Below are 21,868 nucleotides of genomic sequence, written 5' to 3'. Positions count from 1 at the left end.
ACTGTCACGTCTAATTGGTGACACCACGTCTACGCTGCACATATCTGCCCACCATAGCGTGAAGATATGAGCACAACACGCACTCTCCTACCAGTCATTGACGTCAATGGCGTCAGCAAGGTTTTTAATGCGGCCTCGCCCAATCCTGTACAAGCGCTTCACGACGTCTCCCTTTCCATTCATCGGGGCGAAATCGTTGGCCTGCTGGGAACGAACGGCGCCGGAAAAACGACGCTTATTGATCTCATCCTGGGCCTGACAACACCGACATCCGGCACTATCCAGGTGCTCGGAGAAAGCCCACAGACCGCTATTAAAAGCGGACGCATAGGAGCCGTCATGCAATCCGGCGGCCTTCTTCCTAACATCACCGTCAAGGAAACCCTCGAGCTCCTCGGCGCGGCCTTCCCATCTCACCGTGCGTTTGACGACATCATCGAGCGCGCAAATCTAGGAGATATCCTGTCGCGCCGCGTGAGCAAATGTTCCGGTGGTGAGCAACAACGCCTTCGCTTCGGACTGGCTCTCTTAGGAGATCCGCAAGTGCTGCTTCTCGACGAGCCAACTACGGGGATGGACGCCGGTGCCCGACACCACTTCTGGGAAACTATGCGCGAAGAGGCAGATGCCGGCCGCACCATCGTGCTCACCACCCATTACCTAGAAGAAGCCGAGACCTTTGCCCAGCGCATCATCATGCTCAACAAGGGCCACATTCAAGCCGATGGCTCGACAGAAGAGATCCGCAACTCCAACTCCACCCGCATCGTCCGGGCCACCTTTCCCGGCGAGGTACCACATGTGCTGACGGCCAACCTACTTCCCGGAGCTATCCACCAAGAGCAAACAGACACGGGGCTGGTCATCACTGCTCGAGACTCTGATGCGGTGGCACGCTACCTGCTTAACGAAACCACTGCTCGCGACATCACTATCACAGGACACAGCTTGGAGGATTCCTTCCTCGAGCTCTACAACGCTACATCCAGTAACACCACGCGATAAGGAGATTTCACATGAGCCCCCACACCGCTGCGCACCCTACTCTTCGCACCACCCTCAACTACGCTGCCCACGACTTAAAGCGGCTACGTCGCGACCTGCCTACGCTCTTTTTCAGCGTTGGCCTTCCAATCATCTTCTATATTCTCTTCGGCGCCATGCAAGAATACGGCCAAGTCGAGTTTAACGGCGGAAATGTTGCTGCCCTGGTGATGATCGGCATGGCGCTCTATGCCGGTGCTACAGGTGCTGTTGGCGCCGCCGGCTCCATGGTTGCAGAAAACCGTGCAGGATGGGGCCGGCAATTGGCGCTCACTCCCCTGCGCTCTTCCCAGCTAGGGATTTCCAATTTCCTCAATATCGCGGTCCGCGCGATCTTACCGATCGCCGCTGTCTTCATTACCGGTGCACTCACCGCAGCAAGCATGCAACCGACCCAGTGGGCATTAGCATTTCTTGCTACCGTCGCCTGCGCTATCCCCTTCGGCTTCTACGGCATGGCCTGTGCCATGCTCTTTCCCTCAGAAAACACCGTCTCTATCACGACATCCACTATTGTCATTCTCGCCTTCGCCGGAAATGTTTTCATGCCGCTAAAAGAATCGCTACTCGTGGTCGGACGATTCACTCCGATGTACGGCGCACAGGCTCTTTCGCGTGGGCCTTTGTCTGAAGGCGCCCAAATGATCAATAGCGAGCAGCTCTTTATTGAAGACCCGCTATGGTACGCATGGGTTAATATCGCTGTATGGACAATGGTTTTCGTCGGGTTGTGCCTGATTCTTCACAAGCGCGACAAGAACCGAGCATGATGAGTAGCTTCAAGGTTCGCAATGCCGCTTTCGCAGCTATTTGGTTGATCTTTCTCCTGCTTGTCCTTCTCCAGGTCTTGTTCCTTCCCACTTATACGCCTGCTCAGCGGACCTGGGCTGTGGCCATCACTGTGCTTTTCTGTGTGGCCTATTTTCTCTCCTTTGGTTCTGTCGACTTCTTTCCGCGCGGCTGGACCTTGGATCAACGCGTCACCCTTCGGTGGGTTATCCTCGCGCTACTCGCCCTAGCATCTATTCCGGGATATGGTGCCTGGGCTGTCGCCTTCGTCCCATATCTCGGAGCGCTCGTAGCATATACACAACCGTTCAGGACTGCCGCGACGGTTATTATGCTCACCGGCATACTTGCTGGTATCCCCGCATGGATCTACGAGAATCCTCGCTTTATGGACCTCGCGATCATCCTCTTCGGCTGGCCGCTGCTCATCTTGGTCCTCGGAGCGTTGTCCCAGCGCGAGGACACTGAGACAGCTCTTCGCCATGATTTGGATCTGGCGCATCAACGCGAAGATATTGCCTCCGATATCCATGACCTTCTCGGCCACTCGCTTACTGCTATCAACCTCAAATCCGAAGTAGCCCGTCGGCTCATCGAACACGACCCCGCCAAGGCAGCTGCCGAGCTCGAGGAGATCAGCGCCCTGTCAAGGATGTCACTCGCCGAAGTCCGCTCGACTGTTACTCGTATGAAGAACCCCACCTTTGCCGGCGAGATTCACGCTGCGCGCCGAATCCTCGAAACCGCCGGAATACAAACTCACCTTCCGGATACCCTCACGCACCCACAGTCTCATGAAGATCTGTTCTCCTGGGCGTTACGGGAGCTTAGCACCAACGTCGTGCGACATTCTGGGGCTACCGAATGCTGGGTACTACTCACGGAGAACTCCCTCAAGGTTATGGACAACGGCTGTGGCTTCACAGAAGACGCTACGCGTGCACTTGCTTCCGGTCTCACGGGCCTCGCAGGTCTTCGCCGCCGGGCAGAAGCCGCCGGCGGTGAGGTCACAATCGAGCGCGCCGGCGGTTTGACCACAGTCCGCGTGACGCTCAAAGGACCTGATACGCAGGAGGTTAAGCAGTTTTGACGAACGCCATCCGGGTGCTCATTGCCGAGGACCAGTCTCTAGTTCGCGGCGCGCTGACCGCGCTCCTTAATACCGAGCCGGACATTGAAGTCGTTGCAGGCTGTGGCTCTGGGACAGAGGTCGCGGAGCTCGTCGCTAAGCACAGCGTTGACGTGGCTTTACTCGACATTGAGATGCCTGGTATGAACGGCATCGATGCTGCCAAGAGTATCGCCAGCACCGACTGCCGGAGCCTTATCGTCACCACATTTGGACGGTCCGGTTACGTCAAACGCGCTCTCGAAGCAGGTATAGATGGCTTTCTCGTCAAAGACACCCCTCCCGATGAACTCGCTGATGCCATCCGCCGTGTCCATTCGGGTTTGCGCGTTATCGATCCGCAGCTTGCTCAGGACATTCTCTTCGCCCCCGACAACCCACTGAGCGAACGAGAAATCGAGGTATGCCGCCTGTTAGTCCGTGGACTCGGCTCCGCTGATATCGCTTCGCAACTTCACCTCAGCGGCGGGACCGTGCGCAACCACGTCTCCGCCATCATGGCGAAGACGCGGGCTGGAAATCGCTTCGAGGCTGCTCGGCGGGCCGAAGCAAACGGGTGGATTTGAGGCCTCTTCGTGGTTCCGCCTTCAGCCCGCTAGCGGAGCTATCGGCGTTGGCGGCGCTCGCGCACGCGCACCGCGATGCGCACGGGCGAGCCGTGGAAACCGAAACGCTCACGGAATTTACGCTCTAGGTAGCGACGATAGCCAGCGTCCAAGAAGCCGGTTGTAAACAGCACGATGGTCGGTGGTTGCGTCGACGCCTGAGTGGCAAAGAGCACTCGCGGCAGGCGGTTATTATTCATCGGCGGTGGATTCGCGGCAATCGCGTCACGCATCCAATTGTTGAGCTGACCGGTGGACACGCGCTGATCCCAGCTTTCTAGGGCCTCGATCATGGCGGGCTCAAGCTTTTGCAGGGCGCGCCCGGTCTCAGCAGAGATATTCACACGGGTCACCCACGGCAGGTGGCGCAGGTTCTCATCAATTTCGCGCTCTAGGTAGTAGCGGCGATCCTCATCCACAAGGTCCCACTTGTTAAAGGCAATAACCAAGGCTTTTCCGGCCTCGAGAATCATGTTGAGGACGCGTTGGTCTTGCTCCGAGACTTCTTGGGAAGCGTCGATAAGCATGACGCACACCTCGGCCGCATCAATCACGCCGCGCGTGCGCAAGGAGGCGTAGTACTCGTGGCCCTGCGCGTTTTTAACCTTCTTGCGCAGACCTGCGGTATCAATGAACTTCCACAAACGTTGGTCTAGCTGCACCAGGGAATCAACTGGGTCGACCGTGGTGCCTGCAGCATTGTCTACCACGGAGCGCTCCTCCGCCGTCAGCTTGTTCAGCAAGGAGGACTTGCCCACGTTCGGCTTGCCCACCAACGCCACGCGGCGAGGACCGGAGGTAATCGAGGAATGACGCGGTTCTGCAGGGAACAAACGGAGAATCTCATCGAGGACGTCGGCACCGCCCCGACCATGCTGAGCGGATACTGGCCACGGATCGCCCAAACCAAGCGCGTAGAACTCGGCCATGTCTGCATACATGGTTTCCGAATCAAACTTGTTGGATACCAGGATGACTGGGACCTCGGAGCGCTGCAATTTCCGAGCCATAACCGCATCGGTCTCAGTGATGCCCACCTTGGTGTCCACCACGAATACGATGACGTCGGCAGTTTCCATCGCCTGCTCTGCCTGGCGGGCGATGGCGGCATGGATTCCCTTGACGTTCGGGTCCCAACCTCCGGTGTCCTGAACAAAGAAGCGCTGGCCATTCCACTCCGCTACATAAGACACGCGGTCACGGGTGACGCCCGGGTGGTCCTCTACAACAGCTTCACGGCGCCCAAGGAAGCGATTCACCAGAGAAGACTTGCCCACGTTCGGGCGGCCCACTACGGCCACCGTGCACAGGTTTTCCTCCGTATGGCCTTCACCGACACCAAAGGCGTGGGATAGGGCTTCCCATTCTTCCTCGCTCAGCGGAGCCTCATCGTCGAATTCGGTCTCATCCTCACCAAAATCGGCCTCGCTGAATTCAGACTCGTCGAATTCATAGTCAAAGTCTTCAGAGTCGAAATCCTTCGGAGCCCAGCCGCCGTGCGGATCGCGTACGACCTCTTCTTCAAGTTTTCCGGCCGGATAGTGAAATTCCGTCTCAAAGTCTTCCGGCTGCTGCGCCGGATCTACATCCGGATTCTGCGGTTCATTAGTCATGTCAGGCCTCCTGTGCAGCCGATTCTTTGACGACGGCAATGAGAGCGTCAAGGACCTCATCTCGGGTCATCTCGGACGTATCAACGAGTACCGCGTCCTCCGCCGGGCGCAGCGGCGATGTAGCGCGGGAAGAGTCGGCGGCGTCGCGCCGTTCGACGGCGGCAAGCACGGAGTCAAAATCCGAATCAATGCCGGCAGCCAGGTTTTGGTCATGACGGCGCTGTGCTCGGACCTCGGCGCTAGCCGTCATGAAAGCCTTCGCGGGGGCATCGGCAAGAACAACCGTGCCGATATCGCGCCCTTCAACTATCGCGCGGTGAGCCTGGGCGGCAAGCTTACGTTGCAGTTCAACGAGGTTTTGGCGTACTTCCGGAATGGCGGAAACTGCCGAGACATTGCGGGTGACCTCATCTTCTCGGATGACGCGGGAGACATCCTCGCCATCAAAGACGACCATGGTGGAATCTGGATCATCAGACACCTCGAGAGGCAGGTCAGCAGTCGTGGAAATCACCGCCTCAGTATCCGCTGGGTCCACACCCGCGCGCAGCACAGCAAGCGTTGCCACGCGGTACATTGCACCGGTATCGACGTACTTGGCGTCAAGCTTCTTGGCCAGTGCTCGGCACGTCGTGGACTTACCGGTTCCGGAGGGACCGTCAACAGCCAGAATGAGGCCTTGATTGGGCATATTTGAAATCATTACATCCCCACCGCCTTGTACAGGCTGGTCAGTTCGTTGGAGTTCAGTGCACGCAAGGAGCCGGGCTTCATATCACCCAACTGCACCGTGTGGAGTTTGGTGCGCACGAGACGCTGGACCGGATACCCGGCTTCTTTAAGCATGCGGCGCACGATGTGCTTCCGGCCTTCGTGCAACTCGACGCGCACCAGCGAATAGCCCTGGTTCTTGTCCACAATCTGCACATAGTCCGCCTGCGCAAGACCATCGTCCAATTCGATGCCTTCGCGCAGCTGACGAACGAGCTTCTTATCTGCTTCACCAAGGACAGTCGCGAGGTATGTTTTGGTCACCTCATACTTGGGATGCATGAGACGGTTGGCAAGTTCGCCGTCGTTAGTCAATAAGAGAAGGCCCTCGGTATCCGCATCGAGGCGTCCGACATGGAACAAGCGCTGGCCTGCTACCACGCGATCAGCCACGACATCTCCCACGCAAGGACGGCCCATGTCATCCGACATCGTGGACTGCATACCGCGCGGTTTGTTGAGCACGAAGTATTGGGTCTCCTCGTTGACGTTGATGCGTGTGCCATCGACGCGAATCACGTCCGTGTTGGGGTTAACACGAGTGCCCTGCTTGATGATGACCTGGCCGTTGACCTCAACGCGGCCCTCATCGATGAGGATCTCTGCATGGCGGCGCGAAGCAACGCCGGCCTTTGCCAAGACCTTTTGCAGGCGCTCGCCTTGGTTCTGGGAGCCCTTCTTATTTTTACCGTCTCCCAGCCAGTCCGCGCCCAAGTCTCGGGCGATAGATTCTGCGGTGGCCTTCTTCTTTACATGCTGATGGCGGGCCGGCTTAGCGTTCGACACGATCATGTCGCTGTCACGCTTTTTCTTTTCCGGTGTGCCATCGCGGCGAGCGGGTGGAGTCACGGGAATGTGTCCTCTCAATAGTTCTTCAATTTGCGGCGCGCGGAAACGCGCCGATGTCCGGCCGCAATCCTACCGCAGACAGCGCCTTTATGAGTAGTCCTCGTCGATCTGCTCGATGTCTGGCAGCAGCGGAGCGAGATCCGGGAGGCGCTCGAGGGAATCAATACCGAGTAGCTCTAGGAAAAGCTCAGTAGTCTCATACTGATGTGCGTTGCCAGCTGAGGGCTCTGGGCTCTCTATCTCCCGGATGAGCCCCCGCAACATGAGCGTACGAACTACTCCGTCGACGTTGACGCCGCGTACGCCAGCGACTTGGGCTCGGGTGACCGGTTGGCGGTATGCGATAACTGCCAAGGTCTCCAATGCCGCGCGGGAAAGCTTGGTTTGGGTGCCATCGAGAACAAACTGCTCGACGGCATCTGCGTTCTCTTTACGCGTATAAAAGCGCCAGCCCTCCGGTGTCTCACGCAGATCGATGCCGGAGCCGCGCTCGCTCAGCTCGCGCTCTAGTGCACGCAGAGTATCACTGACGACGGTGACCTCCGCATCCAGTACACGGGCCAGCTCCTCCACGCTGGCTGGGGAATCAATAACGAGGAGGATGGACTCCAGGCGTGAGCGCAACTGTGAAATAAGAGGCAAAGCTCCCTGTCGGCTCGGGGCTACGAGGTCGCTGGGGGCCAAGGATGACGTATCGTCCATGACTCGGTAGCCTACCCTAATCCCAGTTTGCCGCCGCGACGACGGCCGGGTCCACGTCGAGCCCGGTCCAGGACAATTCAAGTGGCCCCAAAGACTCTGGTTGGGAAGCATCAACCGCTTTGGCCTTGTAGAGCTCCAGCAACGCCAGGAAACGTCCGACGACCTCCATAGAGATGGTGCAGTCCCTGGTTAAGGCTTCGAAACTCATCCATTGCCCTGTGCCCAGCATCTTGAGCGTCGTGAGGATCTTTCCGGCTTGCTCCGGCACGGAGACAGCAACCTGGTGAATATGGCCTGTGGCAACCTCTTCCGGGGGTTTGGGCCGGAAGACACCAGCTGCGAGTTCGGCGAACGTGGCTGGAGTATGCCCAATCTTGACTGGCGGAAGAAGGTTGCTAAAGCGCTCCTCCATCGCCACCGCACGCGGATAACGCCGCTGGGCCGCGCGCTGCCATTGCGCGAACTGGTCGGCAACCTGCTTATAAGCCTTGTACTGCAGAAGGCGTGCAAAGAGGAGATCGCGAGTCTCCAGGAGCTCAAGATCTTCAAAGTCATCGACTTCGCCACGCGGCAATAATCGAGCGGCCTTCAAATCCAGAAGTGTTGCGGCGATAAGAAGGAACTCCGTGGTTTCATCCAAATCCGCGGTTGCCCCTAAAGCACGCGTATAGGCCACGAACTCATCGGTAACTTCAGACAGCGCCACCTCCGTAACGTCCAGCTTCTTCGCCTGAATCAGCTGCAGCAGCAAGTCGAAAGGGCCCTCAAAATTGCCCAGGGCGATGCGAAAGCCGGTAATCTCCGGTTGGGTCATAATGAGCGACTAGCCGTTAGCTCGCTCGATGACCTCTTTAGCCAGGTCGCGGTACTGCTTGGCTGCCTGGGAGCTGGGAGCCCAGGTAGTAATGGGCTCGCCGGCTACCGACGTCTCTGGGAAACGAACAGTACGTGTAATCACCGTGTCAAAGACCTTGTCCCCGAAATACTCCACCACGCGGTCCATGACCTCCCGGGCGTGGCGGGTGCGGCGATCAAACATGGTAACCAGAATTCCCATGACCTCGAGATCGAAGTTAATGCGGTCCGCTACTTTCTCCACGGTATCGGTCAACAGCGCGAGGCCGCGCAGGGAAAAGAACTCGCACTCCATGGGGATGATAACTCCCTGCGAGCAGGCCAAAGCATTGACCGTGAGCAAGCCCAGTGAAGGCTGGCAGTCAATGATGATGAAGTCATAGTCCTTGCGTACCGGGCGAAGGGCACGAGCCAGGGTATGTTCGCGGCCAACTTCATTGACCATCTGGATCTCAGCGGCGGAGAGGTCGATGTTGGCGGGGACGAGGTCGAGCCCGGCCACACCGGTGTGCACGATAGCGGAATGCACTGAGACTTCGCTATCAAGCATGACGTCATAAATGGTGTCCTGGATCTGGTCGTGGGTCAGGCCTAGGCCGGCCGAAAGAGCACCCTGCGGGTCCAAGTCAACGAGGAGGACTTTACGCCCCAGCTCCGCCAAACACGCGCCCATGTTAATGGTGGACGTGGTTTTTCCGACGCCACCCTTCTGGTTACACATGGAAATAATCGTGGCGGGACCATGCTTTTCCAATGGCTCCGGTTCCGGAAGCTCCCGCAGTGGGCGGCCGGTTAACCCGACCTGTGCTTCCGAGGCCTCAAACAGTCCCTCGTCGCTCACAGTCACACCTGCTTCCTTGACCTGTACGGCCCCTTTGCGGTCTTTCCGCTTCGGCTTTGCAGCAACACGCGGCGCCGCATTCTTACATCCTTGTGATTATAGGGTACCCCGTGGGTGCCTGCGCCGCGATTATAGCTAAGGAAAACCGGTGAATAAAGTCCATGGCCTAGATTAGGCGTCCTCCTGTGCTCCCTTCGACCGGCGTCCCTTAAGCGCGAGCCACACGATGAGCGCGATAACTCCGAGGCCCGCGATACCTGCTGCAAGTGCGCCAACTCCAAGCCCCGAGTCTCCTTGTTCCTCTCCCCCGGCCTTGTCAGCTGCATCAGAATCCAGCTGCTGCTCCGCAGGCACCTCACTCGCGCTCTCACGGGTTGGATCGGTAAGCGTCACTACCAGCTCAGCGGACTGAGTGTCCTTGTTCACGAATTGCATGATGAAAGGATTGTCCGGCTCCGCCCCCTCTGGGTAGGTCAGGGTCATGGTGCGCGAGCCTTTGTCGATCTCCCGTTTGACCCCCTCTACGAACTCGCCTTCCGCGTTGAGGTAGCGCAGCGTGACTCCGTCATCCTCAAGGTGCTTGAAGCGGTTGTACAGGTCGAGAGCCTGTTTGAGCCCAAGCTTGGCAGTGATTGTTTGGCCGTCAATCGTGGATTCCAGGTTCACATAGGAAGTATTCGAATCATCAATTCCTTCCCACCCGCGGCCTGTTCGCGGAGGAGGCACGTGGCCTTGAGCAGAGCCATCCGCAGCGGACGCCGAGCCATCGGCGGGATGCTGTCCTCCGTTCTGCTCACCACCACCTGCGCTGTCATCGGAGTTCTCGCTCCCCGCCGGTCCCCCGTTGCCCCCGGGATTGTCCGGGTTCTCGTGGTCCTGCTGCTCACCGCCGAGCTGGCCCGGATCCCCGTTCTCAGCTGCGTCGTTGAGATCATCGGCAGTAACGTCGGCGTCGGCCACGAGCACGATGGTCATGGTCACGCCTTGGTAGGTCACCGGCACACTGATTTGTCCTCCCGCGGGTGGTGCGGTCACCGTAGCGCTGCCGCCAGAAGCAGTGACGTTCCAACCATCGGAGGCCACGTTGACGTCGACAGGAACTGGCAGCGAAACGGTCGTCGTCTGACCAGCCGGCACCGGAATGGTGGCGTCTTGTGCAGAGGCGGCGGCCGTACCGAACCCTGGCAGCACCCCAGTTGCGCTCACGATGTCCGACGCGACGCCGGAAAGGGAACCTACGGAGAGCACGGAAGCTAGCGCAACCGCTCGATAGGTTTGGGACAAAGAAGTGGTTGAAGCCATAAATATCCTTTTCATTAGGTTGAAGTCGTGACGATTCTAGGCGCTCTTAAGCGCGTGGATGGGCAGTGCGCCACACTTCGCGGAGTGAATCCGCAGTGACGTGGGTATAAATCTGTGTCGTCGTCACGGAAGAATGCCCCAAGAGCTCCTGTACGGTACGCACATCAGCCCCGCCCTCGAGCAGATGGGTGGCAAATGAGTGACGCAGTGTATGCGGAGAGATTTTAGTACTTAGGTGGGCGCGCTGCGCTGCGGTCTTGATCACGGCCCAGGCGCTTTGCCGCGATAAAGACTTGCCCCGAGTATTGAGGAACAGGGCGTGAGAGACTCCCGTAGCCAGCACAGGGCGGGCACGCACGAGGTAGTTCTCCACCGCTGTCACCGCATGTGAACCCAGCGGAACTAGCCGTTGCTTATCGCCCTTGCCGCTCAACAACACAATGTCACGAACTGAAGCACTCCCCTCACCCGTCACATCGTCCACATTTAGCGCGATGATTTCGGAGATACGTGCGCCCGTACCATACAGCATCTCCAATAGAGCGCGATCTCGGATATCAATGGGCGTTGCAGTATCTCCGCTAGGGATGGCATCGAGGAGTGCCTCCACATCCTCCACGCTGAGAGTCTCCGGCAGCGGTTGCGCCCGCTTGGGTGGGGAAACCTCCGCCGCGACGTCTTCCTCAATCATCCCCTCGGCCAGGGCAAACTTATGCAACCCTCGAGCGACAACCAAAGCGCGACTAGCAGAGGACTGCGCAAGATTCTTACGCAAGTAAACGAGGTAGTTCTCCACGTGCGAGCGGGTTACGTGGCGCAAATCCGTGATCCCAGATTCCGCAAGCCAATTAACGTAACGGTTAATGTCTCGACGGTAATTACTTACCGTATTCTTCGAGGCACCTTTTTCCACCATGAGGTGCATCAACCAAGCTTGTCCGGCGGCTGCGGCGGGGTTAGAGGGCGTCACAGCTGCTTAAGATCCGGACCCGGGCGCCGGTGCGCGATCGATTCCGGGCGCAGCTCGAAAGGAGAGTCAACTGAGCGCGGGGTGGCATCCCCACGCACGCAGACAAATGCCGCAAGGATTCCTGCCACCGCAATGGAGTTCACAATCTCCCCCACCAGGATGCGCTCGACAGCCTCCGCAAGGGGAACCCATGCAAAGCCCATGTCAGCTTCCTCGTCGCCTTCGGCGTTGAGTTTGGGCACGCTCGACAGGCCTCGCGCCAAGAACACGCGCACGGCTTCCTCGCAGAATCCCGGGGAGGTCACCAGATCAGTCAACACTGCCCATTCCTCGGCGACCAGGCCGGCCTCTTCCTGGAGCTCGCGTTGCGCGCCGCCTAGCTCGTCTTCGCCCTTCACATCGAGCAAGCCGGCCGGCAGCTCCCACAGACGCTTACCGACGCTATGCCGGTACTGCTCCACCATGGCGATACGGTTGTTCTCATCCAACGCCACAACGGCCACAGCACCAAGGTGCTCGACAACTTCTCGCTGAGCAATAACCTCCCCCGGCATGACGACATCATCGCGGCGGACGGCGATGATGGGGGCGTCGACAAGCAGCTCGGTTCCCACCGTACGAAAATGGTGTGACATCTAGAGATCCTTCGGCAGCGCCGGCGCTGCGCTGTCAGCATTCGCCGCAGAACCATACACACCGTGGCCACCATCGAGTTGTTCCTTCACGGCTAAAACACTGGCCATCTGGGACACCGGGTGATCAATGGAGTCCACGGTGCTGATCTTCGTCTTGTCGGCTCGGAGTTTATCCAAGACGCCGTCGTCACCGGCGGATTCCACGCGCCCGGCATAAACCATCGCGGTATCCACCGAATCAAAACCTTCTAGGAAGTTGACCGTCGTATCAATGGCGTACTTCGCAGCAGCACTGTCGTCTTCCTCTCCCGGGGTCATGCCTCCGCCCACGACGACCACGGCCTGAGCAGGAAGAATAGTGCCATCCTTGTAGTCGATGTAGCCGGCATCGCGCAGAGCCCGCAAAAGGGTCGCGCGATCATCAACTGATGCAAGCGGCTCGGTGGTCTCAGCATCCATCATCAACCCCGCCGCAAGTGCCTGACCAGCATGTGTGCCGGCATCAATCTTCTTTTTATCGAGCTTCGCTCCCGCCGGCAACGTGGTGGTAACGAGGGACAAAAGCTTGTCCGCGGATTCTTGGGCTACAAACTTCTCAGTCAGCTTGATGCTTCCTGCATCGGTGGAATCTGCAGAACCCAGCAAATCCTTGACGGCCTTGACGTCGGCGTCGTCGGCATCGGGCATACTCACAACCATGACCGGGCGCTGCGCCAAGGAACCATCCACCACGTATCGGCCGAGATCTCCCATAACGGAATCAGCAGAGTCTAGCTGGGCCTCCGCGATGTTGTTGTCAAGAACCAGCTTTCCGTATTTCTCGCGCACCTCACTGGTCGATTCACCCCCGGGACCCGATCCGGAATCCATGTTTGGAGCAATCACCAGCGTGCCCAACGCAATGCCAAGGGCTGCGCCGAAACCGAGGCCGGTGATAATGAGGGACTTAGGCGACATCATTACTTAAACCACTCCTGCACGCTTAACGCGAAGTTATTCCAGGTATCGATCAGGTTCTGGAGGAAGGATTCATCGCCGCCCAAGCCGACGATCAAAATAACGACGGCAAGTGCTACGAGGATGCCAAGCAGCGCCCACAGCCATCCCATAGCTCCGGAATTTGGCGCGGAATAAAGGTTGATAACAGCGTCCGCATCCACCAGGCGCGTGCCCGCCTTCATGTGGCACAGCAAAGCCGCGGGCGTAGCATTCGGCTCGTTAGCAAAGATGTCGTCGAGGTCGAGGGATCCGCCAACCTGAACAATCATCTGAGCCTCGTGGTAGTCCGCAAGCAACAGCGCGAGATCGGTAGCTGAATCCGTAGCGGCAGGGAAGGTCATCGCACCAATCCCCAAATCCTGAATGCGCTCGAGCCCGTCAGCAGTACCGTCCGGTTCGGCGGGGAGAATAACCTGGGCACCGCTGCGCAGGGTTTCCGAGCTCACCTCGGAGGGGTTACCCACGATGAAGTGAGGCTGGTACCCCAGCTCGACCAGGGTGTCCGCGGCAGCATCCACGCCGATAATGATGGGTTCATACTCGCGGATAAAGTTGCGCAGGAGCGTCAGCTTCTTGCGGTGTTCCTCAGTGGGCGAGACCACGAGAACTTTGCGCCCGGCCATGACGGACCCTGCATCGGGAACACCCAGGCCATCGATGAGCAGCGGACCTTCAGAATGAATGAACTCAATGGAGTTACCGAAATATGCCTCCATATGATCGATGAGTTCCTGCTGGGCAGAAGCAAAATTCTTCTCCGCCCGGTCGCGGGTAACCACCGTTCCCGAAGAAAGCTGGGTATCGCCCGCAAAAATGGCGCCGTCTTCGGTCAGACGCGCCTTCTTTCCATCCTTGAAATTGTCCACAAAATCTTGGCCTACGCCCTCGATGAGGGTGACATCGGCGTCGAGAAGCATGTGGGGTCCATAATTCGGGATAGAACCAGTGGAGAACTCCGCGACGTTGATCACGGCGGCCGGCTTCATATCCACGAGGGTCTGGGCCTCTTGGCGGGAGATATTGGCGGCGTTGATGACTGCGAAGTCACCAGCGCTAAACTTCTTCATGCCCTTGCCACCCGGGGTGCAATCACGCAGCGCGCCGTGTTCTCCAGGCAGATCGGTATTACGGGAAAACAGACTCATGTCTGACAGTTTCCCCTGTTAGGGGCTCAAGGTGTGGAAGGCGCGCGGAAAGTCTCGACTTCTGCTTGAGCCCTATCGAAGAGCTCTTGTGCATGCGCGCGGCCCGTCTCGGTGTCATCGAGGCCAGCGAGCATACGCGCGAGCTCCTCAACGCGCTCCTCGGCGGCCAGATCCGCAACACCCGACGTGAATTTCTCCTTCGACACGTGCAAGTGTGAGTCCGCATAGGCGGCCACTTGCGGCAGGTGGGTGACACAAATGACCTGGTTGGTGGTGGACAGCCGCGCTAGACGACGCCCAATCTCCACCGCCGCGCGGCCACCGACGCCGGCATCCACCTCGTCGAAGACCAAGGTGGTCCCGTCGCCGCTGGCCAAAACTACCTCCATGGCCAGCATGACGCGCGAGAGCTCACCGCCCGAGGCCGCAGAAGCCAAGGGCTTACCGTTGAGTTGAAATTCGACCTCATCCGCGCCGGACTTGGAGTACTTCGTTTTCTTGACGACGGCCGTCAAGATGGAGTTCGGCATGGCCAGACCATGAATTTCCTCGGTAACCTGAGCCCCGAGCTTCTTCGCGGCCTTGGTGCGAGCGGCAGTGAGCTTTTCGGCTTTGGACACCATCGTCTTTTCGGCCTCCATTACCTCCTTCTTTAAGGCCTCGAGGGCCTCGGTAGAGGTATCCAACGTAGCGAGTTTGGCCTCAGCGGCATCCCGCCAGGCCAAGACTCCATCGATATCAGCAGCATATTTGCGGGTAAGCCGCTTGAGCTCCTGTTGGCGCTGTAGGGATTCCTCGAGGAGGTTGGGATCGGCGGGTAGATCGCTCAAATACGTCGTGAGCTCGGCAGCGATATCGGTCAATTGCGCGGTGACTTCGCTAACGCGCTCCCCTAGGCGAGCGAGCTCGGTATCACTTGCCCCAGCGAGTGCTGATTCGGCGGCGCCGACAAGATTGACGGCGGTGTCCTCATCCCCAAATCCTTCGCCCCCATCCAGAGCGCTGAGAGCGGTGGCTGCGCCCTCACGCAAAGCATCAACATCTTGCAAGCGCTTAATAAGGGTCACGAGTTCGGCATCTTCGCCTGGTTGCGGATCGAGCTCGGAAATTTCCTTAATAGCGAACTGCAACCTGTCAACTTCCTGCGCCATCTCGCGCCGTGATTCCGTACGACGCTGATAGTCCTTAGCCAACGCGCGCCAGTGGCTAAACGCATCGGTATATGCGGTGCGAACCTTGTCAATCGCAGGTTCAAAGCGATCGATCGCTGCCAATTGTTGATCGGCAGATAGCAAACGCAGCTGGTCGTTCTGACCGTGCACAGTAATCAGGTGGGAGGCGAACTCCCCCAATGTCGCCGCTGGCACTGAACGCCCACCCAAGTAGGCGCGTGAGCGTCCCGCCGCCGACACCGTGCGGGAGGCAATGAACTCGCCGTTTTCATCTGGCTCACCGCCTGATTCTTCGACTACCTTCGCTACGGCAAGAGAACTGGAAGAAAAATGCCCTTCTACGGCTGCTTTCGCGGCGCCATCGCGCACACGTGATGCATCCGCGCGACCGCCGGCGAGAAGGCGTAGGCCGGTTACCACCATGGTCTTACCAGCGCCGGTTTCGCCGGTGAGCACGGTGAGTCCTGGCGATAGTTCCGCTGCGGAGCTTTCAATCACGCCGAGGTCAGAGATGCTGATATCAACGAGCACGGTGAGCTATCTTCCTTCCTGAATACGCACTAAACAACCTAGTGACGCGGCCCGCGCCAACCTTCCACGGGGAGGCGCAGCTTGGACACCAGACGATCAGTGAATGGCTGCTGATCTAGACGTACCCAGCGCACCGGCCTTTCACCACGAACGACCTCCGCGCGCGAACCTGGAGGCATCGAGACTTCCCGGAAGCCGTCAAGGATAACCACAGCCGGAGTCGTCGCCGACGCCGATTCCACCGCGACTTGCGAATCCGGAGACACCACGAGCGGTTTGGTAAACAAGGCATGCGCGTTGTTTGGCACAACCAGGATGGCATCAAGAGAAGGCCACAGAACTGGCCCGCCGGCGGAGAAGGCATAGGCCGTGGATCCAGTCGGAGTGGAGATGAGCACGCCATCGCAACCAAAAGCAGATACCGGGCGCCCATCCACCTCGAGGATGGCGTCCAGCACCCCCGAGCGGTTGAGATTCTCAATCGACGCCTCATTGAGCGCCCAGCTACGCTCACGCAGTTTCCCGTCAGCATCGAACACGGTGACGTCGATAGTAAGCCGATCTTCGACCTCATAGGATTGCTCGATAACTCGCACCAACGCGCGGTCGAGCGACTCCGCTTCCCACTCGGCCAGGAAGCCGACGTGGCCCAGGTTTATTCCAAGCACGGGAACATCGACGGCGCGCGCCATATCTGCCGCGCGCAAAAATGTGCCATCGCCACCAAGAACCAGCACCAATTCACAACCTTCGGCAGCAGCTGGCGTATGCCGAACATGCTGCAGGCCCGGAAGGACGGTATCCGCTGCGCACACGCGCACCTTGATGCCTGCCTCCTGGAGCAGCTCCGCCGCGCGATGCGTAGCGGCAAGATTATCCGCGCGGCTCGCGTGCGGAACAAGAAGAATTTCGCGGCGGTTGGTGCCCTCCGCGGCGACACTACTGCTCACTGGGGTCCTTCCTTGATAGCCGTCTCGATCATTGCATCAAGCCTATCTTCCGGGGTGGACAATCCATCCTTGACCAACCAAAGGAAGTACTCAACATTGCCGCTTGGTCCAGGTAACGGCGATGCTGCCACGCCTTTCACGCTGAGCCCGAGCCCCTGAGCGAAGATAGCGACATCCTTGGTTACTTCCGCCCGTAGCTCAGGAGAGCGCACCACACCACCGGACCCTATCCGGTCTTTGCCCACCTCAAACTGTGGTTTGACCATGGGCAATAGCCACGCGCCATCAGCCATGCACGATGCAATCGCTGGCAGTACAAGCTTCAGGGAAATAAACGATAGGTCACCAACCATGGCGTCGCAGGGACCATTCGTGTGCTCAAGTGTCAGGTGGCGAATGTTAGTGCGGTCGAGCACCGTAACCCGTTCGTCATTCTGCAAACGCCACAACAACTGCCCGTAGCCCACATCGACAGATAGCACCTCCGCGGCACCGCGGCGCAGGCACACATCGGTAAAGCCGCCAGTCGACGCCCCCGCGTCCAACACACGCTTTCCCCTAAGATCGACGTCGAAAGCCTCGAGAGCGCCAAGGAGCTTGTGCGCGCCACGCGAAGCCCAATCATCCCCCTCGCTGGCCTCAACCTTGATAGATACCTCGGGCTCAACCACCGTCGCGGGCTTCATCGCCTTGAAGCCCCCGACGGTCACGCGGCCGGCCTTGATCATCTCAACGGCTTGTTCCCGTGAGCGCGCAATCTTTCGGCGCACTAGCTCCGCGTCGAGACGGCGGCGTTGCGGTGGCATGAAAAGCTCCTCTTCCCTTAGAATCCTCGACGGTCAGCGCTAATTGTCTTGGAGCGCATCCCGCAGCACAGTATGAGCGCGATCCAGCTGAACAAGTTCTTGTTCAAGGCTCTCAGCTGGTTCATTGAGAATCTCCGCGAGCGACGCATCCAGCTTCTCGGGAGCCAAAACCGCGCGCGGGTCATGAGGCTTTACCGCCATGTAGACACAACCCTCTCCGCGGCTTCACTCCGTGGCTGAATGTAGCGAGGCGGCTCAGCACCGGCCCAGGCAACTTCGAGGACAGTGCGCAGCGCCTCGATCGACGTCGATTTCTCGTTCCCGCCTTGAAGAACAATGTCGTAGCCGTCAAACCGTGCCCGGAAGCCTCCCTGGGAACCTGGGCGCGCCTGTGCGGCCGATAAGGAGAGCTCGTGGAATCCTGCACCTATGAAATCAGGGCGTTCCTCCGCAGTAGCTTCAATCAGAGCAAGCTCCCGGGACACTCCTGTAAGGACGTGGAAGGTATCCATTGCAGCGTTGTTGCCGCCAACAATGTCCGTGTCAAGGCGGTCCCCTACAGCTAGAGGCTTCGTCGAGCCCACGAGCTTAGCTGCTTGAGTGAACATAGCGGGTTCCGGCTTACCTGCCGAAATGGGTTCTACGCCGGTAGTTGAAACGATAGCTGCGACTAGCGAGCCGTTGCCCACAGCCATTCCGCGCTCCGTCGGAAGAGACGTATCCAGGTTGGAGGCAAAGAACTTTGCGCCGTGATTAATTGCCAACGCGCCTTCGGAGAGCTGCTCCCAGCCCACCGACTTGTCCATACCTTGCAGGACCGCGGCGGGCTTATCGTCGGCACTGTGTACAACATCGAAACCCGCCTCACGCGCCAGTGAACGGAATGAGTCCGCGCCGATGACGAGGACTTTCGCGCCTGCCGGAAGTTCCTCACGAGCGATCTTGACTACGGCTTGCGCAGAGGTAACAACGTGTTGCGCATCCGTTTCCAAGCCGATCTCGCCGAGCATACCGGCTACGGTTTGGGGGCTTCGGGATGCATTGTTCGTGACATAAACTGCAGGAATACCGCAGGAATTCACCACGTCGACGACACACTGGAGAGCCTGTCCGCCCTCCCATACTGTTCCGTCGAGATCGAGGAGCAATGAATCATGGGTTTTGAGAATACTCATTATTTGCACTCGGCCAGACGCTCTGCAGCGTCGGTCCAGTCTCCTTCATCGATGTCAATCGCGTGCTGGAACCACTCCCGGGCCTCTTCCTTGCGGCCAGCCTCCAACAAAGCATTGGCATAGGCGTAGGAAAGGCGGCATGCCGAGAATCCCGTGGAATCCTTAGAAGGCTTTGCGCGTTGGATGGTAACTACGGCGGAATCTGCCTGCCCCATGTCCAATCGCGCCCCTGCAGCAACGATAGCCAACTCGATCGCGTCCTCCGCCGCGAGTTCCTTGGCCTCCTCGCCGCGCCACAAATCAACAGCCTTTTCTGGGCGCCCGAGGCCTCGCTCGCAATCAGCCATGACGGCGAGCAGCCCAGGGCCACCGGAAATGCGGCGCGCTGCACGCAGCTCCGCAAGGGCTTCCTTCCACTCTCCAGCCCTATATGCAGCGATTCCGTTCATTTCACGGACGACTGATACACGTCCGGCACGGTCTTTGGCAGCACGTGCATGGCGTAGCGATAGTTGGGGGTCGTCCTCAAGCCACGTTGCCGCCATGATGAGGTGTTTAGCAACGGCTTCGGAGTTTTCCTTGGAGAGCGACGAAAGATCCTGAAGTACCGAAGAATCAAGATCCGTAATGTCGATATCAGATGGCAGGTCTGGATCTGTCATACGACGATTGATGCGCTCCTCACGGTAGCCTGAACGCTGTGGGTGCGAGACCTTGTTTTTGCCGCTGCCATGGCCATTGCGGTCGTTGCGGCGAGGTTTAGCGCCTGCGCGGCCACCTCGGCGGTCGTCTCGGCGATCACCGCGACGCTCTTCTCGACGCCCCGCTGCGCCGCCGTGCTTCTCAAACTTGCGGCCCCCAGAGCCGTAGTGCCCACGGTTACCTTCTGCGGAACCTTCGCGGCCACGGCCGTGGTTACGGGAGTTGGATTCAGACATTAAAGCCATGCACTTTCTGCGGTAGACGTGTCCGTATGTACCGAACCAGTCTACAGGTCACGGCCCCAGAAACGGCAATACGAACCATCTGCTAGTGAAGTGCCCCACAACCTACGGCCCCAGTTTGGCGACTACACACTATTCGGCGGCCAGGCAACCTCATCCAAACGCCACTCATCACGCACGCACTCTAATCCCGCAGCCACCTGCGAAGAGCTAAGTCCATGCTCTACGCTTCCGTGCTCCAATGGCATACCACGGACGACTGCCCAAAAGGTCCAACCGTTGTTGCGCATGGCGTTAAGACGAATCCTTTCGGCATCCCGGGCCAGGGCTACGCCCTGCATACCCCATCCGGTTTGGGCTAACTCCTTCGACGCACACTTCAATGCAACGGGAATCGCCATTTGGAGCGAGAACAAGACCCTTCGTCGCATACAGGTAGTGCTTCTTTCCTGTTCGGGGGTGCCCTTCACTACAGAAGAAACTGCCCAAGAACACAGGGTAGAAGTCAATCCAACCATTGTTCCAGGCGAGGCGAATTAGACACGTGAACGGGCCTGACCCCCGGAAAGTAGACACGTCGGGGGTTAGCTATGCTGCTTGGGTTGGTGTAGCTGATGTGAGTGCTTCGAAGTCATTGGCGGTTAGAAGGCCGCACCAGGAGTGCCGTCTGTGCCACTTTCCGATCATTTAGTACGTCGTTAATTCATCCAGTTGAGCCGGGCTCGCAAAGCCTGTTTATCCGTAGCTGTGAACCCACTCCTCGAATGTCTTGAAGGGGCCTTCAACGTAGTCCTTTTCTTGAAAATCGTACATTCCACATATAACCGACCCATTGGGCTTCTGTTCGAAGACGCCCCAGACAAAACCGTCATCATAGGCTACTGGGAAGAAGCGTTTTGAATCGACAAGATCGACTGACCGGAAATCTTCTAGAAACCCTTCGAAGGCGTTTTCATAGACTCCGTATGGGGCAGGTGTGAAGAAAACTAACGATGGCGGAGAAAAGGCCGTGTAATGCTTCCAGAATTGGAAGTATTGTTCGGGAATCCAAGATGGAGCCACCGACTTCAGCTGAGACAGTTCACTTTTACTTAGTCCGTGGCCGTACAAGTATGAGAGTAGCTTATCTGAGAGTTTTTTCTGACCGGTCATAGGTAGTCCAATGCCTTTTCTTTCCAGTATGTGTGTCTCCACTCCCTAAAGGATGCGCGGGCGTCAAGGGTTACATCTGTTGGAAACCCGCTCCCATTCATTCTGTGGAATAAAGGGAGAACTTTAGCGTTTTCTGTGTGCATCTGTTTTGTAATTTCTACTACAGCTGTTCGATCATCTTGGCCGATATGGTGCAAATTCACCGGGTTTCGATCTATCCCCATAGGGGCGCGCCATGCCTCATTAAATCGACATTGTTGCCAATTCCACCACCAACTTCCCGGGGAAGGCACACCTCCTTGTGCGGATTGAATACCTGTCTACCAGTCTGTTGATACACAACACCCACTGACGCGCGACAACACATAAGTGACAACACAACAACGCGCCAAGAAAGAACGCAAGCAGCCACGAGATATCAAAGCCATTTAGCAGAAGAGCGAAGAGGAAAATGCAGGCCGAGGCCACGACCATAATGACTAAGAACAGCAAACCGCCGAGCCCATCACGTACCTGCGGTATAGGCCCCTTCGACAAAATGCATCGAGAAACCTGGGAGAGGAAGGATTGCCATTCTGTGTGCTGAAGCGCACGGACTTCAGGTCCTTGACGAAGGCCGCGTTGTAGGAATGAGAGAACGTAGCTGACGTTTGGCTGAACCGCATCGCGTACTCCTTACTTTCCCGCCAAGGCACTGATATGAAGGATTCTAATAAGCCGATGCGCTCAAGGCGCGGTGCAAGAAGCATCTTCTCTGCTGCATGAGCCTTTGGTCGAACGTCTCACTCCTCCATCTGAATGGATATATGCTCCGGAATCTTGAAGCTGGGCTGGTGTGTTTATGTGTGGGCATTAGTGGCCCTTCCGGTTTTGGAGTGCGTTGATTTTG

General features: G+C 58.1%; 23 protein-coding genes. 4 read left to right on the top strand and 19 right to left on the bottom strand.

What is annotated here, in order from left to right; all coding sequences use genetic code 11:
• Nucleotides 1-66 precede the first annotated feature (66 nt).
• The 4 genes from HMPREF2808_RS10325 to HMPREF2808_RS10310 are packed head-to-tail and all read left to right on the top strand — an operon-like array spanning nt 67 to nt 3,528.
• Nucleotides 67-1,005: an ABC transporter ATP-binding protein gene (locus HMPREF2808_RS10325; protein ID WP_070524816.1), complete on the top strand. Its 939-nt coding sequence runs from the start codon at nt 67-69 to the stop codon at nt 1,003-1,005.
• 11 nt (nt 1,006-1,016) lie between these two features.
• Nucleotides 1,017-1,814: an ABC-2 transporter permease gene (locus HMPREF2808_RS10320; RefSeq protein WP_070596378.1), complete on the top strand. Its 798-nt coding sequence runs from the start codon at nt 1,017-1,019 to the stop codon at nt 1,812-1,814.
• A complete protein-coding gene (locus tag HMPREF2808_RS10315; protein WP_070524812.1) occupies nt 1,811-2,923 on the top strand; it encodes a sensor histidine kinase in 1,113 nt (370 codons plus the stop codon). The genes HMPREF2808_RS10320 and HMPREF2808_RS10315 overlap by 4 nt, the downstream gene beginning before the upstream one ends.
• Entirely contained in the window at nt 2,920-3,528 is a 609-nt protein-coding gene (locus tag HMPREF2808_RS10310) for a response regulator transcription factor (RefSeq protein WP_070596375.1), read from the top strand. The genes HMPREF2808_RS10315 and HMPREF2808_RS10310 overlap by 4 nt, the downstream gene beginning before the upstream one ends.
• A gap of 38 nt (nt 3,529-3,566) precedes the next feature.
• Here HMPREF2808_RS10310 and der read toward each other — a convergent pair whose 3' ends face one another.
• The 19 genes from der to HMPREF2808_RS14000 all read right to left on the bottom strand — a co-directional run bounded on the left by der (nt 3,567) and on the right by HMPREF2808_RS14000 (nt 21,203).
• On the bottom strand, nt 3,567-5,180 hold the full coding sequence (gene der / locus HMPREF2808_RS10305) for a ribosome biogenesis GTPase Der (protein WP_070596372.1): 1,614 nt from the start codon (nt 5,178-5,180) through the stop codon (nt 3,567-3,569).
• Nucleotide 5,181: 1 nt separating this feature from the next.
• Nucleotides 5,182-5,883 (bottom strand): (d)CMP kinase, encoded by a 702-nt coding sequence (gene cmk / locus HMPREF2808_RS10300; protein ID WP_070524805.1) that lies wholly within the window; start codon nt 5,881-5,883, stop codon nt 5,182-5,184.
• Nucleotides 5,883-6,800, bottom strand: a complete 918-nt coding sequence (locus HMPREF2808_RS10295; protein ID WP_070624602.1) for a pseudouridine synthase — start codon at nt 6,798-6,800, stop codon at nt 5,883-5,885. Before HMPREF2808_RS10295 ends, cmk begins: the two co-directional genes overlap by 1 nt.
• 87 nt (nt 6,801-6,887) lie before the next feature.
• Nucleotides 6,888-7,502: an SMC-Scp complex subunit ScpB gene (gene scpB / locus HMPREF2808_RS10290; protein ID WP_070624601.1), complete on the bottom strand. Its 615-nt coding sequence runs from the start codon at nt 7,500-7,502 to the stop codon at nt 6,888-6,890.
• A 16-nt stretch (nt 7,503-7,518) separates the two neighbouring features.
• Nucleotides 7,519-8,316: a segregation and condensation protein A gene (locus HMPREF2808_RS10285; RefSeq protein ID WP_070532543.1), complete on the bottom strand. Its 798-nt coding sequence runs from the start codon at nt 8,314-8,316 to the stop codon at nt 7,519-7,521.
• A 9-nt stretch (nt 8,317-8,325) separates the two neighbouring features.
• Nucleotides 8,326-9,204 carry a ParA family protein gene (locus tag HMPREF2808_RS10280; RefSeq protein ID WP_180952111.1) on the bottom strand — a complete coding sequence of 293 codons (879 nt, stop codon included), beginning with the start codon at nt 9,202-9,204 and terminating at the stop codon, nt 8,326-8,328.
• Between the two features lie 165 nt (nt 9,205-9,369).
• On the bottom strand, nt 9,370-10,500 hold the full coding sequence (locus HMPREF2808_RS10275) for a hypothetical protein (protein WP_070524795.1): 1,131 nt from the start codon (nt 10,498-10,500) through the stop codon (nt 9,370-9,372).
• Between the two features lie 46 nt (nt 10,501-10,546).
• Nucleotides 10,547-11,425, bottom strand: coding sequence for a site-specific tyrosine recombinase XerD (gene xerD / locus HMPREF2808_RS10270; RefSeq protein WP_070624607.1), 879 nt, complete (start codon nt 11,423-11,425; stop codon nt 10,547-10,549).
• A 41-nt stretch (nt 11,426-11,466) separates the two neighbouring features.
• Nucleotides 11,467-12,105: an NUDIX domain-containing protein gene (locus tag HMPREF2808_RS10265; RefSeq protein ID WP_070524793.1), complete on the bottom strand. Its 639-nt coding sequence runs from the start codon at nt 12,103-12,105 to the stop codon at nt 11,467-11,469.
• On the bottom strand, nt 12,106-13,065 hold the full coding sequence (locus HMPREF2808_RS10260; protein WP_070524790.1) for a copper transporter: 960 nt from the start codon (nt 13,063-13,065) through the stop codon (nt 12,106-12,108).
• The gene (steA, locus tag HMPREF2808_RS10255) at nt 13,065-14,249 is read right to left on the bottom strand and encodes a putative cytokinetic ring protein SteA (protein ID WP_070524788.1); all 1,185 of its coding nucleotides are present in this window, start codon (nt 14,247-14,249) and stop codon (nt 13,065-13,067) included. The genes HMPREF2808_RS10260 and steA overlap by 1 nt, the downstream gene beginning before the upstream one ends.
• Before the next feature lie 26 nt (nt 14,250-14,275).
• Complete coding sequence (gene recN / locus HMPREF2808_RS10250) at nt 14,276-15,952, bottom strand: DNA repair protein RecN (RefSeq protein WP_070524786.1); 1,677 nt, start codon at nt 15,950-15,952, stop codon at nt 14,276-14,278.
• A 38-nt stretch (nt 15,953-15,990) separates the two neighbouring features.
• Nucleotides 15,991-16,902, bottom strand: a complete 912-nt coding sequence (locus HMPREF2808_RS10245; protein ID WP_070524783.1) for an NAD kinase — start codon at nt 16,900-16,902, stop codon at nt 15,991-15,993.
• Nucleotides 16,899-17,708, bottom strand: a complete 810-nt coding sequence (locus HMPREF2808_RS10240; RefSeq protein WP_070524781.1) for a TlyA family RNA methyltransferase — start codon at nt 17,706-17,708, stop codon at nt 16,899-16,901. The genes HMPREF2808_RS10245 and HMPREF2808_RS10240 overlap by 4 nt, the downstream gene beginning before the upstream one ends.
• 191 nt (nt 17,709-17,899) lie before the next feature.
• Nucleotides 17,900-18,883: an HAD-IIA family hydrolase gene (locus HMPREF2808_RS10235; protein WP_070524845.1), complete on the bottom strand. Its 984-nt coding sequence runs from the start codon at nt 18,881-18,883 to the stop codon at nt 17,900-17,902.
• Nucleotides 18,883-19,821, bottom strand: coding sequence for a tetratricopeptide repeat protein (locus HMPREF2808_RS10230; protein ID WP_070624600.1), 939 nt, complete (start codon nt 19,819-19,821; stop codon nt 18,883-18,885). Before HMPREF2808_RS10230 ends, HMPREF2808_RS10235 begins: the two co-directional genes overlap by 1 nt.
• Nucleotides 19,822-19,952: 131 nt before the next feature.
• Nucleotides 19,953-20,228, bottom strand: a complete 276-nt coding sequence (locus HMPREF2808_RS10225; protein ID WP_141752604.1) for a hypothetical protein — start codon at nt 20,226-20,228, stop codon at nt 19,953-19,955.
• A gap of 334 nt (nt 20,229-20,562) precedes the next feature.
• Nucleotides 20,563-20,979: a hypothetical protein gene (locus HMPREF2808_RS10220; protein WP_070524775.1), complete on the bottom strand. Its 417-nt coding sequence runs from the start codon at nt 20,977-20,979 to the stop codon at nt 20,563-20,565.
• Nucleotides 20,976-21,203 carry an HNH/ENDO VII family nuclease gene (locus HMPREF2808_RS14000; RefSeq protein ID WP_083304457.1) on the bottom strand — a complete coding sequence of 76 codons (228 nt, stop codon included), beginning with the start codon at nt 21,201-21,203 and terminating at the stop codon, nt 20,976-20,978. The genes HMPREF2808_RS10220 and HMPREF2808_RS14000 overlap by 4 nt, the downstream gene beginning before the upstream one ends.
• Nucleotides 21,204-21,868 lie beyond the last annotated feature (665 nt).

This window comes from Corynebacterium sp. HMSC078A10, assembly GCF_001811565.1.
Taxonomy (GTDB): Bacteria; Actinomycetota; Actinomycetes; order Mycobacteriales; family Mycobacteriaceae; genus Corynebacterium; species Corynebacterium hesseae.
The sequence above is the reverse complement of the archived record's forward strand: the minus strand, read 5'-3'. Positions and strand labels throughout refer to the sequence as shown.